This window comes from Pseudomonas sp. PGPR40 (assembly GCF_022014505.1).
Lineage (GTDB): Bacteria > Pseudomonadota > Gammaproteobacteria > Pseudomonadales > Pseudomonadaceae > Aquipseudomonas.
On sequence record NZ_JAKLSP010000054.1, the window covers coordinates 1 to 15,991 of the forward strand.

A 15,991-nucleotide genomic window follows, 5' to 3' on the forward strand; every position below is an offset into this window, starting at 1 on the left:
AACCAAGCGAATGGCTTCCGCTTTTTCCTCGGCGTTAACAACCCGATATCCCATGATGCTTCCTTAGATCGACACTCCTACATCATGGTCCAAAAACATTGAGCCACAACAGCCTCGCTCCTACGGGGATCCGCGCAAATCCTGTAGGAGCGAGGCTTGCCCGCGAAGGCATCATCACAGACACCACAAAGCTCCGGGTTGACTGCCGGTCCCATGCGGCCCAGTCTTCCCATGCTTTTTTAATGGATCCAACTTCACCAGGGAGACAGTCGATGCCCTTCGTAACGGTTGATGGACAAGCGCTTCACTACATAGATAAAGGCAAAGGCCCGGCGGTTCTGCTGGCCGGCAGCTACCTGTGGGACCAGGCCATGTGGGCGCCACAGATTACGGCGCTGGCGCAGCATTATCGGGTTGTCGCCCTGGATTTGTGGGGCCATGGCGAATCCGGGCGGATGCCTGAATGCACAACATCACTGGATGACATCGCGCGCCAGGCACTGGCCTTGCTCGATCATCTGGACATCGATCGTGTCACGCTGGTCGGTCTTTCGGTGGGTGGCATGTGGGGCGTTCGACTGGCGCTGTCAGCACCGCAGCGGATCAACGGTCTGGTGCTGATGGACACCTACGTCGGCGTCGAACCGGAACCGACCCGCCAATACTATTTCTCGCTGTTCAAGCAGATCGAAGACAGCGGTGTGATCTCACCGCAACTGCTCGATATTGTGGTGCCGATTTTCTTCCGTCCGGGCATCGATCCACAGTCGGCGCTGTATCAGGATTTCCGCGCCAAATTGGCGGCGCTGCCGGCTGACCGCCTGCGTGAAAGCATCGTGCCGATGGGGCGGATTACCTTTGGTCGTGATGATTTGCTGCCGCGTCTGGGTGAGCTGAACCCTGAAACCACGCTGTTGATGTGCGGCGATCAGGACAAACCGCGACCGCCGTCGGAAACCCGGGAAATGGCCGAGTTGATTGGTTGCCCGTATGTGCTGGTGCCGGAGGCGGGGCATATCTCCAATCTGGAGAATCCGGCATTCGTGACCGGTGCGCTGCTGAGGTTTTTGGGTGAGAGAACCTGCAAGTCCGTGTAATCGTTCTTCGCGAGCAAGCCCGCTCCCACACTGGACCTGTGTGCGCAGGACAAATGTGGGAGCGGGCTTGCTCGCGAAGGCGCCAGTGAAATCACCTCAACCCTGAAGGCAGACTCACTTAGGCCCGAGAATCTTCACCAATTTATCCGGCGTCGGCGCGCCTTGCTGCTGTTGCAGCTGACCCTTGTCGTCCATATAAAAAATCGCCGGGGTAGCAGCCAGTTCCAGCTCTTCCATCAACTGCATGTTCGCCGCGAGTTTCGCCTGAATCGCCGGCGGCACCTCTTTCAGCGCCTTGAGCGAACTGTCCTTGCCGGACTTCTCGTGGTCTGCCAACGCCTTTTGCGGGTCCTTGGCGGCCAGCAGCGCGGCGGATTTGCCCGGGCTGTCTTCGCGAATGATGCCGACCATGATGTGCCGTAACTGCACTTTACCGGCCTTGACCCACGGCCGCGCCTGTTCCCAGAACATGTTGCAGTACGGGCAATTCGGGTCACTGAACAGATAGACGATTCGCGGTGCATCCTTGTTGCCGTCACCGATCCAGTTGCTCGCTTCCATCTTGGCCCAGATTTCCTTGGCCATTGGCGCGTAGACCAGTTTTTGCAACGGCGCGCTGCTCAGGTCATTGCCTTCGGCGTCGTACAAATTGCCCAACAGTACATGTTTGCCGTCCGGGGTCAGGTACAGCGCCATGCCACGGTTCTGGTACTGCGCCGCATAACCGCGCAGGCCGTCGGGCGCGTCGAAGGTGCCGACGATTTTCGCGCCTTTGGCTTCGATCTTCTTGATCGCTTCAGGCAATTCTTCGGCCTGAACCGACGGCAAGTGCAGCAGGGCGGCACCCAAGGTTAACGTCAGCAGGTGGCGGAGGCGGAGCATGGCAATTTCCTTGAAGGCGTGGCCGAGGTGGCCGGGTTCGGGGTGTCGAAGTTTTCCAGGGCGCGGGCCAGGCTGGCTTCAGAGAGTTCGCCCAGATGACTGCCCAGCAGGTACCCGTCGGGGCTATAGAACAGCGTAGTCGGCAATGCCATGGAACCCACGGCCTGACTCAATCGACCGCTGCCATCGAACAGCACGTTAGTCAGGCTCAGGCCCTGGGTTTCGAGGAAGGTGGCGACGCTCTGCATGCTTTCGGTCTGGTTGACGAACAGGAAGGTCAGGTCCGGACGCTGTTGCTGGGCGTTTTCCAGCACCGGCATTTCCCGGCGGCAGGGCGGGCACCAGGTGGCCCAAAGGTTGATGACCAGTGGCCCACCTTTATAGTCCGCCAGCTGCACGGTCTGGCCAGCGGCATTGCGCAGCGTGATTTCCGGCAGGCGCGTGCCTTGTTCGTAAATATTCAGGGAGAAGGTTGCCAGCAGCCAGAACGCCAGACCACTGATCACGCCAAAACCCAACGGACGGCGCAAGCCCGGGCGACGCCAGCCTCGATACAGCGCGGCGAGCAACAGCACGACCACCCCGGGCCAGGCGAGGAAACCACCGTCGCGCAGGTCGATGATCTGCCACGGATCGTTGTGATACTGCGCCCAGTAGGCAATCACGAAACCGACCCGGGCCGCCAGCATGCCCAGCAGGAACAGACTGAACAGCACCGACTCCGGGTTTTCGCCGCCACGCTTGGCCACCCGCCAGCCGACAAAAGTCGCCAGCGCCAGGGCACTGATCAGCAGCAGGTGATTAAGCGCGATGGCAAAGGTGCCGAGGGTAAAAGTCAGCATTAACGAGCGTCTCGGGTGGTGGTCCAGCGTTGCAGGAAGGTGCCGGCATCGACCTCACCGGTGATGCGCTGGCTACGGCGCTCGATGCCATCGGTACCGATCCACAACAGGCTTGGCGGCCCCGGCACTTTATAACGGCCGAGCAGTTCGCGGCTGGCGGCATTGTCGGCGGTGACGTCCAGCCGTAGCAAGCGCACATCACTGAGCGCCTCCAGTACCTGCGGTTTGGCGAAGACCTGTTTTTCCATGACTTTGCACGACACACACCAGTCGGCGTAGTAATCCAGCAGTACCCATTGACCCTGAGCCTTGGCCGCGTCGAGTTCGCGTTGCAGGATGGCGGGCTCCTTGATCGTCGTAAATGCGTCGTGAGCATTCGGTGCCGCGTTGCCGCTGGCGCTATACACCTGCAGCGGCTGATACGGATCGTCACTGCCGCCCGCCGCACCGACCACCAGCAGGCTGCCCCACAACCCCAACAACAGCGAACTGGCGCCGAACAACTGTGCAACGCGGCCAAAACCTTCCGACTGTTTCCAGGCGCTATAGGCGGCAATTAACAGCAGGGCGCCGCACAGACCGAGCCACAACGACGACTCCAGCACCGGCCGCAACATCAGCAACGCCGTGGCGAGGAACAGAAAGCCGAACACTCCCTTGAGCAGGTTCATCCACGCGCCGGGTTTGGGCAGGAAACGATTGCCGACCGTCACCAGCAACAACAGCGGCACACCGATGCCAATGCCCATGGCGAACAGAATCAGCCCGCCGTGCAGCCCATTGCCACTTTGAGCGATATAGAGCAAGGCACCGGCCAGCGGCGCAGTCATGCACGGCCCTACCAACAGACCGGACACAGCCCCGAGTACACCGGCACCGATCAGGCTGCCACCGCGCTGATTGCGCGAAACATGTTCCAGCCGATCCCGCACGGCCACCGGCAATTGCAGCTCGAAGAAACCGAACATCGGCAAGGCCAGCAGCACGAACACCGCCGCAAAGCTGCCCAGCAACCAGGGGTTCTGCAACAGTGCCTGAAGGTTTGCACCCAGCAGTGCAGCCAGAACGCCCATCGCCGCATACACCAGTGCCATGCTTATGACGTAACTGGTCGCCAGGGCAAAACCGCGTTTCGGCGTGGCCCCGCTGCCAACGATCAAACCCGCCAGAATCGGCAGCATCGGCAACGAGCAAGGCGTGAACGCCAGCAGTAGCCCCAGGCCAAAGAACACCAGCAAGCTCCAGCCCAATGCCCGTTGCTGCAGGTCGCTGGCCAGAGCCTGGTCGGGCGCTTCTTCATTAAACGCGGCAAGGACGTTACTGGCGCCAAGGTTGACCACTTGAGTCTGCGGCGGATAACACAAACCGGCATCGGCGCAGCCCTGGAAGCCTACTTTGATCTGACCAGTGGCGCCGGCCGGAATCTTTAACTCCAGGCCCTGACGATAGACCTGCTGTTCACCGAAGAACTCGTCGCTGTGGGACTCGCCCTCGGGCAGAACCGGCACTTGCTCCGGGGCCAGACCCTCGAATTTCAGGCGTTTCTGATACAGGTAATACTTGTCGGCAATTTGCCAATAGAGCTGGGTTTCCCCGGATGCAAGGCGTTCGGAGGTGAAGATGAACGCTTTTTCCACCGGGAGAAAATCGGGTTTGGTTTCGAACGGATTCGTTCCAGCCTGGGCCACACCCGAGATCAACAGAACAAAGAATAAAAACAATCGACGCATGGGTAAGCCTTATCCCTGTGCAAGTGAGGTGCACAGTGGAGGGCGGCGATTAACCGATGATTAACCACACTTGCCTTGTGACAATGGCACTTGCGGCATAATGTCCGCTTAATCGGCTACCGGCCTAATCACCTTTTTTCTACGGGGCTCACCATGCACGTACTGGTTTGTGAAGACGATGAGTTGATCGCCAGCGGCATCGTTGCCGGGTTGACCGCTCAAGGCCTGACCGTCGAGCACGTCGCCACCGCATCAAAGGCTCGGGCGATGCTCAAGGTCGCCGAATTCGACGTCATGGTGCTCGATCTCGGCCTGCCCGATGAAGACGGCCTGAAGCTGTTGCAGCAGTTGCGTCATCATGGCCTGGAAATCCCGGTGCTGATCCTCACCGCTCGGGATTCGGTCACCGACCGGGTCGATGGTCTGCAAGCCGGTGCCGACGACTACTTGCTCAAACCGTTCGACCTGCGCGAACTTGCCGCGCGCCTGCACACCTTGTTGCGACGAGTGGCGGGGCGCAGCGTCAACCTGATTGAGCACGGTCGTTTGACCTACGACCCGAGCAGCCGCGAAACCCTGCTCGGCGGCCAATCGGTGGATTTGTCACGCCGTGAGCAATCGCTGTTGCAAGCCTTGCTGCACAACCGTGGCCGGGTCCTGTCTACCGAGCAACTCAAGGACAGCGTCTACGGTTTCAACGATGAATTGGAAAGCAACGCCCTTAACGTCCACATCCATCACCTGCGGCGCAAACTCGGCAATGGCATTGTCGAGACTGTGCGTGGCCTGGGCTATCGCTTGGGGCCGGCCGATGGTGGAGAGCAATCGAAGTGATGAGCCTGCGTTTGCGCCTGAGCCTGACCCTCGGCGCCGCGTTCGCGCTGATCTGGGCCTTGGCCGCCGCCTGGATGCTCAGTGATCTGCGCAACCAGATGATGTTTTCCCTCGACCAGCGGCTGGTGGCGTCGGCGCGGATGGTGGCCGGGCTGCTGGAGCAACTGCCAACGTTGCCGAGCAAGGGCGAAGGCACCCATTTCAGCGCTGAACAGCTGAGCATCCCTGGTGGCATGGCCTGTCAGGTCAGCTCGTTGCGCGGCGAAATCCTGGCCCGCAGCCACAGTAGTCCCGAACAAACCCTGGAAGCCGAAAAAATGGGCTTTCACGATCAAATGATCGACGGCGCACCGTGGCGCAGCTTCACCCTCGCGCGGGGTGATGTGCGGATTACCACAGCGGATCGGCAGATCGAGCGCGAAGCGCTGAACATGTCCATTCTGCTGGCGGCTTCGGTACCGGTCGGCGTGGCGCTGCTTGGCTGCCTGTGTCTGTTGTGGCTCGGCATCGGTCAGGGATTGGCACCGCTCAATCGTATGCGCGACGCGTTGATGCGGCGCAGTGCCGATTCTCTGGAACCATTGCAAATCCAGCCGTTGCCCAGCGAGCTGCAGCCGCTGCTGGAAACCCAGAATCAGTTGTTTCAGCGCATCGGCAAGACCATCGAGCGCGAACGGCGCCTGACCGGTGATGCCGCGCATGAGTTGCGCAGCCCGCTGACCGCGATCAAAACCCACCTGCAAGTGGCGCGCATGACCGAAGGCAGCGCCCGGGATCAGTCCCTGGCCCGGGCCGAAGAGGGCGCTGACCGACTGCACCGCACGCTTGAACAATTACTGCTGCTGGCGCGCGTCGAGGGCAGCCTGTCGTTCGATGATGGCGTGCAGTGCAGCGCCGAGCAGGTGGCGAAACTGGCGATTCAGGATGCGGCCAGCGGTGATCGTCAGCGGATCAAATTTCAGTTGCCGAGCACATTCTCCGATGCGCCGCTGAAAATGCCTGCGGTGCTGTCGATTGCCGCGTTGCGCAACTTGCTCGACAACGCCTTGCGCCATACCCCAGGCGATGGGGCCGTGGAGCTGAGCCTGGAAACCACTGGTAATCGCGTGCGCTTTTTGGTCCGCGACCACGGCCCGGGGATTGCCGAAGATGACCTGCAACACCTGACCCAACGCTTCTGGCGCAACGGCCAGAGCACCGGTTGCGGCCTCGGCCTGGCGATTGTCCAGGCCATCGTCCAGCGCTGCGGCTGCACGCTGCATTTCGACAGCCGACCGGATGGCTTGCGGGTTGAGTTGACGATGCCGTTGCAGCCGGTCTAACCCACGACACAAATCCAGTGTGGGAGCGGGCTTGCTCGCGAAAGCGGTGGCACATCCAGAAATGATGTGACTGATAGTCCGCCTTCGCGAGCAAGCCGCTCCCACATTTGTTCTGTGTTACACACCAAATGTAACGTCTCTCCATTAGCCACCCGGCCCCCACAGCGTTATCGTCCCTGGCAGCTTTGACTCAATGGATTGAGGTAACAGCGCCATGGATGCATCGATACATATCTGCAAGGCAACGCCCGCCGACGCCGGGATCATCAGCCGGATCGTCGAGCGCTCCATTCGCGTCGGCTGCGCGCTCGACCACCGCAACGATCCGCGAACCGTCGCCACCTGGACCCACAATAAAACCATCGAACACGTACAGCCCTGGCTGAGCGACCCGCGGTTGTACCTGAACATCGCCCTGTTGCAGGACAAACCGATCGGTGTCGCCATGGCAGCGATCAGCGGTAAGGTCGCGTTTTGTTACGTGCAACCGGAGTGGTTTCGGCGAGGCGCCGGACAAGCGCTGGTGCAGGATCTCGAGACATGGTTGATCGCGCAGGGTTTGCCTCAGGCGCGACTCAACAGCACTCGAACCGGCGAGGCGTTTTACCACCGCCTGGGTTACCGGGCTTGCGCCGAAACCTTCACCGTGGCGGGACTCCGCGCCATTCCCATGCACAAGGCGCTGTCGCCACCTTCATAGAAAGCTGATCGGGGGTCTAAATCCTCGAGATCCTGATGCGTTTCCAGAACAGGAAAACCAGCAAGTGCGCGCCCCGTGACCGGAACGCGCACCTGCACGGTGTGCAGTTTTGGTCACTATCAACAGCGTATTGAGGGGTCGAAGATGTCAGTCGCTACCAGCCTTGTCGAAGATCAGCCGGCCCGGATCGTCCCGACGCCTGCCGAAACGCTTTATCAGTTCAACGAATCGCCGCTGCTGGTTCGTCAGAGCCAGCAGGAATCGAATGCCCGTAGCTACCCGCGACGCATTCCCCTGGCACTCAAGCGTGCCAAGGGCATTTATGTCGAGGATGTCGAAGGCCGCCGTTTCATCGATTGCCTGGCCGGTGCGGGGACTCTGGCCCTGGGGCACAACCATCCGGTGGTGATCGAGGCGATCCAGCAAGTGCTGACCGATGAATTGCCGCTGCATACCCTCGACCTGACCACGCCGGTCAAGGATCAGTTTGTTCAGGATCTGTTCGGTTTGTTGCCGCCGGCATTGGCCGCTGAAGCGAAGATTCAGTTCTGTGGCCCCACCGGTACCGATGCGGTGGAAGCCGCGCTGAAACTGGTGCGCACTGCCACCGGGCGCGGCACGGTGTTGTCGTTCCAGGGCGGTTATCACGGCATGAGCCAGGGCGCGCTGAGCCTGATGGGCAGTCTGGGGCCGAAAAAGCCGTTGGGTGCCTTGCTCAGCAGTGGTGTGCAATTCATGCCCTATCCCTACGATTACCGTTGCCCGTTCGGGCTCGGCGGTGCGCAGGGGGTGCAGGTCAACCTGAATTACCTGGAAAACCTGCTGAATGATCCAGAGGCCGGCGTGCAATTGCCCGCTGCCGTGATCGTCGAAGCGGTGCAGGGCGAGGGCGGGGTGATTCCGGCCGATCTCGACTGGTTGCGCGGTTTGCGACGCATCACCGAGAAGGCCGGCGTAGCGTTGATCGTCGATGAAATCCAGAGCGGTTTTGCCCGTACCGGCAAGATGTTCGCCTTCGAGCACGCCGGGATCATTCCGGACGTGGTGGTGCTGTCCAAAGCCATCGGCGGCAGCCTGCCGCTGGCGGTGGTGGTCTATCGCGACTGGCTCGACACCTGGCTGCCGGGCGCCCATGCCGGGACCTTCCGCGGTAATCAGATGGCCATGGCCGCAGGCTCTGCGGTGATGCGATACCTGACAGAGCACAAGGTTTGCGACCACGCTGCGGCCATGGGTGAACGCTTGAGCGAACACCTGCATATCCTGCAACGGAGCTTCCCGCAACTGGGCGACATTCGCGGGCGCGGCTTGATGCTGGGCGTCGAATTGGTCGATCCGAGTGGCACGCCGGACGCTCAAGGCCACCCACCGATATTCGCTCGGCTGGCGCCGCTAGTGCAGCGCGAATGCCTCAAGCGCGGGTTGATCCTCGAGCTGGGCGGGCGTCACGGCGGTGTCGTGCGTTTCCTGCCGCCGCTGGTGATCACTGCCGCAGAAATCGATCGTGTGGCCGACATATTCGGCAGAGCCATGGCCGCAGCCACCGCCAGCCTCTAAATTTTTCGGTGCCTCGAACGTTCCTTCTATATAACGGCTGCACACGCCGTGCAGCCCACCCTACAGCGATGGAGACACAGCATGACGTCAGTATTCGACCGCGAAGACATCCTCTTTCAGGTCGTGGTCAACCACGAAGAGCAATACTCGATCTGGCCCGACTACAAAGCCGTGCCACAAGGCTGGCGCACCGTGGGCAAGAGCGGCCTGAAAAAGGAGTGCCTGGCCTACATCGAAGAGGTCTGGACCGACATGCGTCCACTGAGCCTGCGCCAGAAAATGGAAGAACAGGCGGCCGTGGCTCACTGAGCTGTCAAGTGAGACGCGGAGCGTCTCTGGCTGCATTCCTTTGCGGCGCGTGGGAACGAAAAGCCCGCTGAACCGGTGACGGTCAGCGGGCTTTTTCATGACTTGAGATTGCCTTCGCGGGCAAGCCTCGCTCCTACAGGTTTTGTGTCGATCACAATATGTGTGAACACCCCAAACCCTGTAGGAGCGAGGCTTGCCCGCGAAGAACGATAATGCGGTTTAACTGACGTTACACCCCGCTCAACCCCTTGATCACCAAATCCACATTCCCCTCCAGCTCGGCCACCGGATCCGCCCCATCGACACTCAACACCACCAACCGACTACCAGCCCCGGCAATCGCCGCTTTCACCGCGTCCGACGGCTGGCGATGATGCAACACCACCGCCACCTCGTTATCTTTAAGCGTTGCGCCCAATTGCTTGAGTGCCTCCGGTGTCCATTCGGCATCCGCTCGTGCATCAAGGCCGATCAGCTCCAGGTTGAGCCCACCGATCAGGTAGCCGAAATGATCGCTCAGGCTCATCACGCTCAAGTTGTCGGCATTGGCCAATCGTGACTCGCTGTCGGCGCTGAGCTTGAGCAGGCGCTGTTTGAGCGCTGCCAGGTTGGCATCGATCTTCGGTTTGGCCGCTGGCGCCAGGCGCACCAGATCTGCCGCCATGACATCCGCCATGCGGCCCATGTTGTTGCTGGCCAGCCAAGGCTGACTGTTCAAACCATCAACCTTGCCCGGTTGCACGGCAATGCCAGGAAGGGCACCGTCCACCGGGCGGGCAGCATCGACTTCAACGATACGAATATTGCTGCGCCGGGCATTCGGGTACAGCGGGTCATCCGGCCATAGCGAGCGCAGGTCGATGACCGCATCGGCATTGCTCGCCAGCTTATTGAGTTCCGCAGCGCCGCGGCCGGTGAAATAAGCGGTCTGCCGGCTGCCGGGCAGATTGGCCGGCGCGGCGCGCTCCAGGCTGACATCGGTGCCTTTGAGCAGGGCTTCGCCCAAACCATAAGTGATCGGCAAGGAGGCCAGCACTCGTAACGGTTTGGCGCTGTCAGCGGCGAGCAGTGGGGTGTTGACCAAGCCGCAGAGGGGCAATGTGAAGGTCAATGCCAGGGTCAATTGACGCAGAGAAAAAGACATTTATCCGAGGTTCCCTTTCAGACTTGGGACGATGCCGCGAGCGATGGCGGCCAGGGCGAAGGCGATACCGGCCACCAAAATGATCGCGGCACCGGACGGGATAGGCAGGTCAAAGATAATCGGCGCGAGAATTCCACACAGTGTGCTCGCCGTGGCGATCAGCACCGAACACCAGAAGAACCCCTTCAGTGACTGGCTGAGCAAACGCGCGGCTGCCGCTGGAATCACCAACAGGGCGCCGACCAGAATCGCGCCGATGACTTTCACCGCCGCCACCGTGATCAGGGTCACCAGAATCACGAACAGGTAATCCAGGGTCTTCACCGCCACACCGCGCACTGCTGCCAGTTGCGGGTTGAAACTGGCGAGCATGATGCGGTTGTACAGCGGCAGAGCCAGCGCCATCACCAGCGAGCCGACGATGGCCAATACCAGCAGATCGTTGCCGTTGACCGTCAGCACCGAACCGAACAGCACGTTTTCCAGAATGTGAACGTTGATCTTGCCCGCCAGAATCAACAACAGGCTGGCGCCCAAGGCCAACGACACGGAAAGGAACACGCCGATCAAAGTATCCGGCGCCAGCCCCGTACGGTTGCGTAAATAGTTGAGAAGGATGCCGAACAGCAGGCAGTAACCGAACAGGCTGCCGTAGGGGCCGGTGTAGGGTTCACCGAGCAGAATGCCGATGGCCACGCCGGTCAGCGCCGCGTGGCCCACGGCTTCGGAGAAAAACGCGAAGCGCTTGACCACCACCAGCGTACCCAACCCGCCCAACACCGGGCCGATCAACAGCCCGGCGAGCAGGGCATTGACCACAAATCCATAGGCCAGTGCTTCCGGCAGGTAACCCGACGAGGCCCAACCCTGGACCATCAAACGAAAGGCTTCGTAACTCATCAGGCAGCGCTCCGGGGATGGGTCGAGAACAAGGTCAGCAATCGCTCCGGGGTCAGCGCCTGTTTCGGTGTGGCATCGAACAGCACCCGGCGATTGAGGCCGGTGACGCGATCCGCCAGACGCCCGACCGCTTCCAGATCATGCTCGATCCATAGCACGGTGATACCGCTCTGGCGCCAGTCGCCGAGCAGCCGTTCGAACACTTGAATACCCGCTTCATCGAGGGCCGACATCGGTTCATCGAGCACCAGCAACTGCGGCGCCGGAATCAGCCCTTGGGCCAACAAGACGCGCTGGCGCTCACCGCCAGACAGCGCGCCCATGCGACGCTTGCGCTTGTCCTGCATGCCGACCCGTTCCAGGGCTTCGCCGATCGCCGCTGCGTAATGCTTGCTCAACCCGAGGAATGCCGGGCGTCGCTGACACATGGCGGCCATGAAATCGTCGACGGTCATCGGCAAGCCGCGATCAAACTCCAGCGCCTGGGGCACGTAGCCGATGGTCCCCGGTTCGCCGGGCCATTGCAGGCTCAGGCGCCCTTGATGCGGCATCTGCCCGAGCAGGGTCTTGATCAGCGAACTCTTGCCGCCACCGTTAGGGCCGACCAGTGCATGCACGCTGCCGGGCTGAACCTGAAAGGTCACCTTGTCGAGGATCGTCGTGCGACCCAGCGTCAGGCTGACCTCGGCAAAGTCCAGCGTCGGGCCGTAAGCGATCAGGGTTTCTTGAGCCGTCATGCGCCTGACTCCTGAATCGCCCGGACCACGGTGTTGAGGTTGCCGGTCATTTCTTTTTCGTACTTGTCGGCGGTGTATTCACCATAGGAAATGTGCGACAGCGGGTACAGCTTCACCCCGGACTCACGCTGGATGGTCTCGACGTAAGTGGACGGGAAATCCATCTCCGAGAAGATCACCTTTACGTCCAGTTCCCGCAGTTGATCGATGGTTTTTTTCAGCTGGCTGGGGCTCGGTTCGATGCCATGGGCCGGCTCGACCACGGCGGTCACTTCAAGGCCGAACTCGCGCAATAAGTAGTCGTAGGCGGCATGCACCGTGGCCACGCGCAGCTCGGCGTTCGGTGCCTGGGTCAGTTTTGCCAGCGCGTCGGCGCGCATCTGCCGCAGACGTTTGCCATAGGCGCGGGCGTTCTGGGTGTAGGTTTTGGCGTTGGTCGGGTCGAGCTTGCCCAGTTCCCGGGCAATGTTGTTGACCTGGGCAATGGAGGCGCTGATCGACAGAAACGTATGCGGATTGACGACCTTGCCGGCACCCCGGGCGGCGACGCCGGTGGCGGCCAGCAGCGGCACGTTTTCGTTGGCTTCGATCACCTTGATGTTCGGGGTTTCGCTGGCGGCGATCATGCGGTCGGCGAAGTCGTCATGACCCACACCGTTGAGCACGATCACGTCCAGCCCACCGATGCGTTTGATGTCTTCGGCTCGTGGCTCGTAGGCATGAGGATTGAAACCGGCCGGGATCAGCGGCACCACTTCGGCCTTGTCACCAACGATGTTGGCCACGTAACTGTAATAAGGGTGCAGGGTGATGCCAATGCGCAGACGCTTGGCTTCATCGGCACTGGCCAATGGTGTCAGCAAACAGGCAAACAAGCCGAGCAACAGCAGGCGCAAAAAGGGATGTTGAGATGAACTAGGCATGGGAAAGCGGTCTTCTCTCGGGTGAAGGCAAGGGTTCAATGCCGATGCTGGCGGGTAACCCCGGCATCGAATTGCGCAACGATCTGCTGCCAGCCGGCGCCGTTGAGCGCAGCGTCGGTGAGATCGTTCGGAGCGGGGAGGGCGTTGCCACGGTTGAGCCAGATGTCCGGCGCGGTGTCGTCTTCAGCGGTCAGGCGCATCAAAAACGAACCGGCCACGGTTGGGGTCTGGCTCAGGCCGAAGTACGCCTTGGTGTCCAGCAACTGCCAGGCATGGCCGCCGCGGCTGACGGAACTGGCGTCCTGGGCAAACGGCGCAAAGCCTTCATCGGCGAGGATGGCGGGTGTGGGCAGCGCTTGCTGTTCCTGGCGCAACAGATGGATTTCATCCAGCGTGACCCGCAGGTCGGCGTAAATACCTTGCTCGGATGCGCTCAGATCGCGACGGGCATCCAGTTGATGGCTGCCCACGCTGCTTATCTCGTGGGACTCGCCGCGCCAGGCGACCACCGAGCCGGCAACCGCCAGGATCATCAGGCATAACAGCAACACGTAGAGGGTTTCATGGCCGGCACCGGCCGGGCGGACAACGTGCGTGGTTGGCGTAGTCATGGGGCTTCGATGTCCGCTTGGTCGATTTCTACGACATGGCCGGGACCGGCGTCGAACAGCACATAGAACTCAGCGCCGGGCTTCTTGAACGTCAGGGTCGAATCGGCGCCGAGCTTGCCCGGCACCAGAATGGTTTCGTCGTAGCCGATCACGTCCAGGGTCACTCCCGGCGCGCCGCTGCCGTCAGAGAAACCACCGGTGCAACGGATCTGTTCGTCGTCGATGGCCTTGCATTCGCACATCGGGTTATGGGCCAGGGCGCTGCTGCTGAAGGCAGCGCAGAACATCAATAGAACGGGGCGAAAAGCGTTGATCATGGTTTGCCTCCTTGTTTGTTCAGCCATGCGAGGGTGGCCGGGGATGCCTGGCTCAGGGGGATGGACGCTTGATGCATGGCGCCGTCCCAGCCTTCCATGGTGATCCACAGCTCGGCGTCGGTTTTGGTCTTTTCAGGCACCGGCACACCGGCGCCCATGCGGTACGGTGTGCCGAAGAAAATCACCCCGGCGGCGCGCAAGCTGCGTGGTTTGCCAATGCGCAGGTAAGTCGCCTTGACCTGATCGCGACAGCTGTCGCAGAGCGCCGCGTTGAAGTACTTGATGGGGCCGGCCGGGCCGTCGGATACGGGGGCTTCGTTGCGAAATTCAGCCAGACGCAGGCTCCAGGGGCCGACCTGAACTTCACCGATCTCCCGCTGACCCAGGCCGGTGTCACCGCGAAACAGCGACGCGTCGGCGAAGTACTTGGGCATGAACCCCAGTGGCACCAGCAACAGCAGCACATTGATGTGGAAGCGCCATGTGTGCCAGAAACGGCTTAGCGGCGAGCGCGGTTTTTCTGCTTTGACCTGGTTCATCGGCTGACTTCCGTGGCTTCGCGGCTCATGGCCGGGACGGGCGGACTGACCACCGCCGTCCGTGGACGCTTGTTGCTGCGCTTGAGGGCATTGGCCGTGGCCAGGGCGGTGCGTTTGGTCCAGATCAACAGGCCGCTGAGAACCATCATGCTCAGGATCAGGCCGAAGAAGAACCAGATCATTTTGATCCAGATACCGCCGAAATCGCCGGTGTGCAGCGGTCGCATGGATTCGGTCACCAGCTCCAGACCCGAACGGTCTGACAGCAGGCGCGTGGCGGCGATATCACCGGTGTAAGGGTTGACCTCGGCGCTCTGGAATATCAACGGGTACCAACTGCGTCCGCTCACCGAAAGGTGGCTATAGGCATTGGCGGGCAGGCTGACAGAGCTGTCTTCCAGGCCGGGAATGCGTTCCTTGGCCTCGTGGATCGCACGCTCCAGACTAATCATCGGCGCCGGTGCGCCATCGACGGTGAGCGGCACGCTCTCGCGCGCGACGACGGGCGCGACCGGTGCAGTGGAAATCGAAATCTGGTTATCGTACAGAGCCGCCTTGATCAGGAACCAGACACTGGTGATCGAAATCACCGCGATGAACCAGATCGACCAGATACCGCTGAGTCGGTGAAAGTCGCCCCAGAAAATTCGTGCGCCATGACGAAAGCGCAGGGTCGGTCGCAAGAAGCCTTTCCAGAACCGTTTGTAGACCACCAGCCCGGTCACCAGCGAAGCCAGCATTGGCAGCCCGAGGAAGGACACCAGGTACCAACCCCAGCTGTAGCCGTTGGTGAACGGCACCAGCCACCAGCCATGCAGTGCACGGGTAAAGGCCTTGAAGTTGAACTGCGGGGCAGTGCCCTGAATGACGCCACTGTACGGATTGACGTAGACCGTCACCGAGCGTCCATCCGGGTAACTGACTTCCACGTCCAAGGCAAAATGCGACTCGTCAGGGCGGCTGATGCCCTCGACCAGCGTCTGGGGTTCGGCTTTTTTGATGGCGGCGATGATCTGGTCATAGCTGAGCAACGGCGCGTCATCCGAAGGCGCGCTGGCGCGCATTTGCGGATTGGCCAGCCAGACGATTTCCTGACTCACTACCGCCAGGGTACCGGTCACACAGACGATCAGTACAAAGAACCAGATAGGCAGCGCCAGCCAGCTATGGACCAGAAACCAGAGTTTTGAGCGGGATTTCTTCGACATGATTAAAGGTCTTGTTTCGATGAGAGGACCGCTGCTGTGGGCTTCCAGGCGTTGCGGTCCATGAAAAGTCCGGCCGTGGCTTTTGCCTACGCGACCGACTGCATCTAAATAAGACGTATGAGCATCGAAAATCCCGAAAGGGGATATGAAAGTAAATGTTTCCCGCTCCCAACACCGGATCGGCTGTGTACACATAATGTGTGTTTAACACCGATCAACTAATGAAATGGCTACCCCCGTCCCCCTGCGATTGCCCACTAAGCTTTCGCAGGGGGCCTATCGGAGACCGTTGCCATGAAAGTAGCTATTGCCGCCATCGACCTGGGAAAACACACCTTT

At 60.8% G+C, this 15,991-nt stretch carries 17 protein-coding genes; 6 read left to right on the forward strand and 11 right to left on the reverse strand.

Annotated features, from left to right (window positions below; translation table 11 throughout):
• The first annotated feature begins 272 nt into the window (after positions 1 to 272).
• On the forward strand, positions 273 to 1,097 hold the full coding sequence (locus tag MEB48_RS28430) for an alpha/beta fold hydrolase (RefSeq protein ID WP_237887033.1): 825 nt from the start codon (positions 273 to 275) through the stop codon (positions 1,095 to 1,097).
• A 114-nt stretch (positions 1,098 to 1,211) separates the two neighbouring features.
• On the opposite strand, the gene dsbG is transcribed toward MEB48_RS28430, so the two are convergent.
• The 3 genes from dsbG to dsbD are packed head-to-tail and all read right to left on the reverse strand — an operon-like array spanning position 1,212 to position 4,551.
• On the reverse strand, positions 1,212 to 1,979 hold the full coding sequence (gene dsbG / locus MEB48_RS28435) for a thiol:disulfide interchange protein DsbG (RefSeq protein WP_237887034.1): 768 nt from the start codon (positions 1,977 to 1,979) through the stop codon (positions 1,212 to 1,214).
• Positions 1,955 to 2,821 carry a TlpA disulfide reductase family protein gene (locus tag MEB48_RS28440; protein ID WP_237887035.1) on the reverse strand — a complete coding sequence of 289 codons (867 nt, stop codon included), beginning with the start codon at positions 2,819 to 2,821 and terminating at the stop codon, positions 1,955 to 1,957. Before MEB48_RS28440 ends, dsbG begins: the two co-directional genes overlap by 25 nt.
• A complete protein-coding gene (dsbD, locus tag MEB48_RS28445) occupies positions 2,821 to 4,551 on the reverse strand; it encodes a protein-disulfide reductase DsbD (RefSeq protein ID WP_237887036.1) in 1,731 nt (576 codons plus the stop codon). Before dsbD ends, MEB48_RS28440 begins: the two co-directional genes overlap by 1 nt.
• Positions 4,552 to 4,704: 153 nt before the next feature.
• Between dsbD and MEB48_RS28450 the strand changes: the two genes are divergently transcribed.
• The 5 genes from MEB48_RS28450 to MEB48_RS28470 all read left to right on the forward strand — a co-directional run bounded on the left by MEB48_RS28450 (position 4,705) and on the right by MEB48_RS28470 (position 9,273).
• The gene (locus MEB48_RS28450; protein ID WP_030132275.1) at positions 4,705 to 5,385 is read left to right on the forward strand and encodes a response regulator; all 681 of its coding nucleotides are present in this window, start codon (positions 4,705 to 4,707) and stop codon (positions 5,383 to 5,385) included.
• Positions 5,382 to 6,707 carry an ATP-binding protein gene (locus MEB48_RS28455; protein WP_237887037.1) on the forward strand — a complete coding sequence of 442 codons (1,326 nt, stop codon included), beginning with the start codon at positions 5,382 to 5,384 and terminating at the stop codon, positions 6,705 to 6,707. Before MEB48_RS28450 ends, MEB48_RS28455 begins: the two co-directional genes overlap by 4 nt.
• A 214-nt stretch (positions 6,708 to 6,921) precedes the next feature.
• Positions 6,922 to 7,407, forward strand: coding sequence for a GNAT family N-acetyltransferase (locus tag MEB48_RS28460; RefSeq protein WP_237887038.1), 486 nt, complete (start codon positions 6,922 to 6,924; stop codon positions 7,405 to 7,407).
• A 144-nt stretch (positions 7,408 to 7,551) separates the two neighbouring features.
• Positions 7,552 to 8,964, forward strand: a complete 1,413-nt coding sequence (locus MEB48_RS28465; protein ID WP_237887039.1) for an aspartate aminotransferase family protein — start codon at positions 7,552 to 7,554, stop codon at positions 8,962 to 8,964.
• Positions 8,965 to 9,045: 81 nt separating this feature from the next.
• Positions 9,046 to 9,273 carry an MbtH family protein gene (locus tag MEB48_RS28470; RefSeq protein WP_007934245.1) on the forward strand — a complete coding sequence of 76 codons (228 nt, stop codon included), beginning with the start codon at positions 9,046 to 9,048 and terminating at the stop codon, positions 9,271 to 9,273.
• Between the two features lie 229 nt (positions 9,274 to 9,502).
• Here MEB48_RS28470 and MEB48_RS28475 read toward each other — a convergent pair whose 3' ends face one another.
• From MEB48_RS28475 to MEB48_RS28510, 8 genes are read right to left on the reverse strand one after another with little or no spacing between them, the layout of a single operon-like run.
• The gene (locus tag MEB48_RS28475; protein WP_237887040.1) at positions 9,503 to 10,417 is read right to left on the reverse strand and encodes a metal ABC transporter substrate-binding protein; all 915 of its coding nucleotides are present in this window, start codon (positions 10,415 to 10,417) and stop codon (positions 9,503 to 9,505) included.
• A complete protein-coding gene (locus MEB48_RS28480; RefSeq protein WP_237887041.1) occupies positions 10,418 to 11,317 on the reverse strand; it encodes a metal ABC transporter permease in 900 nt (299 codons plus the stop codon). It abuts the gene before it with no gap.
• A complete protein-coding gene (locus tag MEB48_RS28485; RefSeq protein WP_095055514.1) occupies positions 11,317 to 12,054 on the reverse strand; it encodes a metal ABC transporter ATP-binding protein in 738 nt (245 codons plus the stop codon). Before MEB48_RS28485 ends, MEB48_RS28480 begins: the two co-directional genes overlap by 1 nt.
• Positions 12,051 to 12,977, reverse strand: coding sequence for a metal ABC transporter substrate-binding protein (locus MEB48_RS28490; RefSeq protein ID WP_237887042.1), 927 nt, complete (start codon positions 12,975 to 12,977; stop codon positions 12,051 to 12,053). Before MEB48_RS28490 ends, MEB48_RS28485 begins: the two co-directional genes overlap by 4 nt.
• A gap of 35 nt (positions 12,978 to 13,012) precedes the next feature.
• The gene (locus MEB48_RS28495) at positions 13,013 to 13,588 is read right to left on the reverse strand and encodes a DUF6162 family protein (RefSeq protein ID WP_237887043.1); all 576 of its coding nucleotides are present in this window, start codon (positions 13,586 to 13,588) and stop codon (positions 13,013 to 13,015) included.
• A complete protein-coding gene (locus MEB48_RS28500; protein WP_095055516.1) occupies positions 13,585 to 13,905 on the reverse strand; it encodes a hypothetical protein in 321 nt (106 codons plus the stop codon). The genes MEB48_RS28495 and MEB48_RS28500 overlap by 4 nt, the downstream gene beginning before the upstream one ends.
• Positions 13,902 to 14,444 (reverse strand): thiamine pyrophosphate-binding protein, encoded by a 543-nt coding sequence (locus MEB48_RS28505; protein ID WP_237887044.1) that lies wholly within the window; start codon positions 14,442 to 14,444, stop codon positions 13,902 to 13,904. The genes MEB48_RS28500 and MEB48_RS28505 overlap by 4 nt, the downstream gene beginning before the upstream one ends.
• On the reverse strand, positions 14,441 to 15,652 hold the full coding sequence (locus tag MEB48_RS28510) for a PepSY-associated TM helix domain-containing protein (RefSeq protein WP_237887045.1): 1,212 nt from the start codon (positions 15,650 to 15,652) through the stop codon (positions 14,441 to 14,443). The genes MEB48_RS28505 and MEB48_RS28510 overlap by 4 nt, the downstream gene beginning before the upstream one ends.
• Positions 15,653 to 15,991: the final 339 nt, after the last annotated feature.